General features: G+C 70.1%; 4 protein-coding genes. 1 reads left to right on the top strand and 3 read right to left on the bottom strand.

Annotation, left to right across the window (positions count from 1 at the left end):
* Positions 1-54 precede the first annotated feature (54 nt).
* Positions 55-1,026 carry an aminotransferase class IV gene (locus VKV26_19095; GenBank protein HLZ72016.1) on the top strand — a complete coding sequence of 324 codons (972 nt, stop codon included), beginning with the start codon at positions 55-57 and terminating at the stop codon, positions 1,024-1,026.
* A 172-nt stretch (positions 1,027-1,198) separates the two neighbouring features.
* Here the strand turns inward: VKV26_19095 and VKV26_19090 are convergent, their stop codons facing one another.
* From VKV26_19090 to VKV26_19080, 3 genes are all read right to left on the bottom strand, one after another.
* Positions 1,199-1,792: a hypothetical protein gene (locus VKV26_19090; GenBank protein ID HLZ72015.1), complete on the bottom strand. Its 594-nt coding sequence runs from the start codon at positions 1,790-1,792 to the stop codon at positions 1,199-1,201.
* 329 nt (positions 1,793-2,121) lie between these two features.
* Entirely contained in the window at positions 2,122-4,539 is a 2,418-nt protein-coding gene (locus VKV26_19085) for a CoA transferase (protein HLZ72014.1), read from the bottom strand.
* A 45-nt stretch (positions 4,540-4,584) separates the two neighbouring features.
* Positions 4,585-4,843: hypothetical protein (locus VKV26_19080; GenBank protein HLZ72013.1), on the bottom strand; the 259-nt coding region annotated here is incomplete at its 5' end.

Raw genomic sequence — 4,843 nt, 5'->3', positions numbered from 1 at the left:
CGGCCGGCGGGGGCACCCACTATGCTGGCCGGGAACGCGCGGCGGAGCAAGCAGATGACGATACGGACGATCGAGCCCACGGTGGGCTTTCATGAGGGTGACTGGCGGCAGCGCTGGCTGTGGGTGGATGGCGAGCTGCGCCTCTGGTCCGATGTAACCATGCCGCTGACGCAGGCGACCTGGTCGGGCCTCTCCGCCGTGTTTGAGGGGATCAAGGGCTACCGCTCGCCGGACGGCGTGCTGCACATCTTCGGCCTGACGCAGCACCTGGAGCGCTTCCAGAACTCGATCGCCTTCATGCGCCTGCACTCACGCTGGAGTACCGAGGAACTCGCGGCCGCCTGCCTCACCTCGCTCACGGCCAACGAGATCGACGACGACTGCTATCTGCAGCCTGTGGCCGCGCCGGCGCCGCCGGCCAGCGGCATGTACGCGCCGCCGGTCGTCGGTGACGAGGTGCGCGTCTACATCTGTGCGGAGCCGCGGCCATCGCTGTTGATGACCGAGCGAGCGTTGCGCTGCAACGTGACGAGTTGGACGCGGATCAGCGAGCGCAGCCTGCCGCCGCGCATCAAGGCGGTGCCGAACTACCAGAACAGCCGCATCGCGCACCTGGACTCCAAGCTCTCCGGCTTCGACGCGCCGATCTTCCTCAACGAGCGCGGCAGCGTGGCGGAGGGCGCGAGCGCCTGCATCGCCATTGTGCGCGGCGGCACGGTGATCACGCCGCCGGTCACGGCCGGCATTCTCGAGAGCATCACCCGCAGCTTCCTGCTTGAGCTGATTCCCGAAGCGCTGGGCTTGCCGGTGATTGAGCGGGAGATCGACCGCACCGAGCTGTACATGGCGCAGGAGGCGTTCTTGCTGGGCACCGGCGCAGAGATCAGCCCGGTCACCGAGATCGACCACTACCGCGTGGGCACGGGCGAGATCGGCCCGATCACGCGCCGCATCCAGCGGTCCTACCACGACGCGATCCGTGCGATCGACCGCCGCTGGCTGAGCTGGCTGACGCCGGTGCAGTAGCCGGGGCGCGGCCCTCGTCCTCACCCCCGGCCCGTCACCCTCTCCCAATCCTGGGAGAGGGTGACGGGCGATCCCCGGTAGCTTGCGCGGGAGAGGGTTGGGCTCCCAAGCGGTCCTTTGCGAGACCGTCAATCGAGCCCTTTGGCGCAGCCCGCGCGGTGGATTACGCCGGTTAGAGTGCGGCGATGACCCGTTCCAGGACCGTGTCCCACGGCCGGGCGGGGACGGCCGGCAGGCCGAGCCGCTCCGCCTCGCACCGCAACCACTCGCCGTGGTACCAGCTGACCCGCGCCCGGTGCGGCTGGTCCGTGCCCTCCCGCGCGCGATAGTTGCGCAGGATCTGTTGCTCATCTTCTTCGTAGAGGAAGACGGCGCGCACCTGCCCGGCGGCCGGGATGCCGTCGTAGGCGGGCCGGACGGCGAGCGAAGGGAGCAGGAAGTCGCCCTCGAGCACCACCGGGGCGCTGCTGGCGAGGTGGTTGCCGATCACGAGCTCCATCGCGCCCGACATCGCTTCGGAGCTGTCGAGAATGTGCGCCAGCATCCGCTGGTCGTCCATGCGCAGCACCTCAGCGGCGTGGAGGCGGAAGAAGTGCAGCGCCGGCTGCTGCTCGGGCGTGGTCAGGCGCTTCAGGACGATGTGGAAGTCATCGACCTCGGTGAGCCCAACGCGGAACGCGTGCGCCAGCCGGTAGCTGACGCTCGTCTTGCCGACCCCGCTGGCACCGCCGAACAAGAGCACCTGCCAGTTGCGCCGCATATCCATGCCGCGATTGTAGGCAGGCGCGCGATTGCGCTCACCAGCGGGCGGTTCCGGCGGGAGTTCAGTTGACGCGCCGCCTGTGCCGCCGCTATCCGCAGTGCCACAACCCGTGGTGCCGGTCCGCGCGTTCAGCGCTGTGAGACACCCAGAACGTGCGTCACGACGGGTGGTAGGGACGCACAGGCGTGCGCCCGTCGCGGCCGCATCCACGAGCAGCAGCGCGCCGACTAACCCAACGCGCTCCCGAAGGCTGCAAACCGGCTCGCCCCTTGCTCCCAGCGCTGGCGGAACCGTCATCGCAGATGCCGGACGGGCGGGGGCGAGGGGCCGGCCTAGGGCTCCTCCGAGCGCACCACGCCAGCGCTGCGCAGCGCCGCGATCGCGTCGGCGCTGTAGCCCAGCTCGCGCAGCAACTGGCTCGTGTTTTGACCGGCGAGCACGCCGGCGCCCGCCCGCTCCGGCGTCGAACTCAGCGTCACCAGCGGGCCGTGGCGCCAGTACGGCCCCCAGCGCAGGTGCTCCGCCTCGCGGGTGAAGCCGTTCTCCAGCACGTGCGCATCGCTGTCCCAGAAGACGCCGGCTGTCGATTTGTCCGCGCGCACGCAGCCCACGTCGTGGCTGCTGAGCAGCGCCTCCCACTCCTCCGCGGAGCGCCGGCAAAACTCCTCGGCCAGCAGCGCCGCCAACTCCGCGTCGTGCTCGCGGCGCGACTCGGCGCAGGAGAAGCGCGGGTCGTTGGCGAGGTCCGGCCGCGGCAGGGCACGGCAGAGCGCCTGCCACTCCGCCTCGAAAACGCAGGCGAGGAAGATCCAGCCCTCGGCCGTCTCGTAGAGGCGGTAGAGCGCACCCAGGCCGAACAGCTCGGCATCCACGGGCGGGCGCGGCGGCTTGCCTTCGTAGCTGAGGAAATCGTCGAGATTGGCGTAGGCGTTGCCGATCAGCATGTCGGTCTCGATGTGCTGGCCGATGCCGCGCAGCTTGCGCGCGTAGAGGCCGAGCAACGCCGCGCTGGCCACGACCATCGAGGTGTTCGGGTCGGGGTTCAGCTCGTTCGCGCGGTAGAACCGCCGCGCGTACTCCTTCACCTCGTCGATGCCGTCCACGCTGGCCGGCGGCATGGCGCTGCCCGCCTGCCAGAGCACGCCGCCCATCGCGGCGCCCGCGGCCGGATGGGCGGAGGGCCGGCGTGCGTACGGCCCCGTCTCGCCGTAGCCCGTGGCGGAGATGTAGACGATCTGCGGATTGTAGGCGGCGACTTGCTCGTAGCCGATACCCAGCCGCTCCGGGACACCCACCCGGAAGTTGTGGATCAGCACGTCGGCGCGCTCGACCAGCCGCCGAGCGACCTCACGGCCGGCCTCCGTCTTGAGATCGACGCAGATGCTCTCCTTGCCAGCCGTCGTCTTCACCGTACCGATGCCGTTGCCCATGCCGCGGAAACCGTCGCCCTCAAGCGACTCGATCTTGATCACGCGGGCGCCGAGGTCGGCCAGCAGCGAGCAGGCGTAGGGCGTGGCGATGATCGTGGCGAATTCCACGACCGTGACGCCTTCCAGCGGGTGGCGCGGCGGGCGGGTGGAGCGTTGGGGCGCTTCGCGGGGCGCCACGGTCCGTGCGGCGAACGCGGCGCCGACCGACTCGCCGGGCTCCGGTGAAGCGGGTGAGGGCTCGGCGGGGGTCTTCGGCAGCTTCGCGATCGGGCCGATCTGGCGCACGCGGCCCAGGCGTGGATGCTCCAGTTCGCGCACATGGCCGTTGTGCACTGCCTGCGGGTGGCTGAGCGCAGCCTGGGTAGAGACGATCGGCTCACTGGCGACGTTGCCGTCGGCGATGAACTCGGCCATCCATTCGTCCAGCGGCCGCTCGCGCATCCGCTCCAGCATGAGGGCGCGGATCTCCTCCTTCTCCGCCTCGCCCACGACCGGCAGCGCGGCGTAGCGCTCGTCGGCGTACAGATCGGTGAGGCCGGCGGCGGCGATGTAACTGTGAAAGAGGTGCTCGACCAGGTTGGCGAGCTGCATCCATTTGCCGTCGCCGGTGAGCACCGGCTGATACTGCAAGGTCGGCGTGCGCAGCAGCAGTTGCAGCGGGTCGTCGGGAAACTGCGCGGGGAAGCGGCGGCGCAACTGCTCGATCAGCAAGCCACCCATGTCGTACGGCAGCATGCCCTGCAGCAGGCTCGTTTCCACGAGTTGGCCGCGCCCGGTCGCTTCGCGCGCCAGCAACGCCGCGACGATGCCCTGCACCGCGGACTGCGAGGCGACGTGCGTGCCCACCTGCACGGCCGCGTAGGCCGGGCCGGGGCGCGGCAACTGCCCGGTGAAGGTCACCATGCGGCCCGACTTTGCGGCGACCAGCGCCTCGTAGCCCTTGTAGCGCCGGTAGGGGCCGCGCGGGCCGAAGCCGGTAATCGCGCAGTAGACCAGCCGCGAATTCACCGTGGCGAGGGTTGCATAATCGGCGCTCAGGCGTTCCGCCGTGCCAGGCCGAAAGCTGCTGACGGCCACGTCGGCGTCCGACGCCAGCTCATGCAGCCGCGCGACGCCGGCGTTAGCTTTCAGGTCGAGCACGAGACTGCGCTTGCCGCGCAGCCACATCGGCGCGGCGGCAAGGAAGCGGAACGGATCGCCGCCCGGCGGCTCGATCTTGATCACATCGGCGCCGAAGTCGGCGAGCACCATCGTGGCGGCGCCGCCCGCCGGACCACAGCTCAGGTCCAGCACCCGTACCCCTGCGAGCGGCCCGGTCATGCTCGCCTCCCTGTCATCCTGCACGTACTCTCGGCCAGCCCCGCCTCAGTCGCCGGCGGCGCCGGTCGCCGCGGCGAGCGGCTGGTTGGTGAGCGGGTCGACCTCGAAGGCGCCTTTGAGGTCCAGCGCCCGCGCGATGTCCCGCACCGCCGGGATCACTTCCTCCCCCATCAGCCGCAGGCTGCGCATCGCGTCGTCGTGCGTCATCGCCCCGTCCCCGTCCCAGAAGAAGATGTTGCCCGGCCGCAAGTACTCCAGCACATGCTTCACCTTGGGAATCACCGTGTCCGGCGTCCCCGTGATG

The organism is Dehalococcoidia bacterium (genome assembly GCA_035310145.1).
Lineage (GTDB): Bacteria > Chloroflexota > Dehalococcoidia > CAUJGQ01 > CAUJGQ01 > CALFMN01.
Note: the sequence above shows the minus strand (reverse complement) of the source record. Positions and strands in the feature narration are given on the sequence as shown.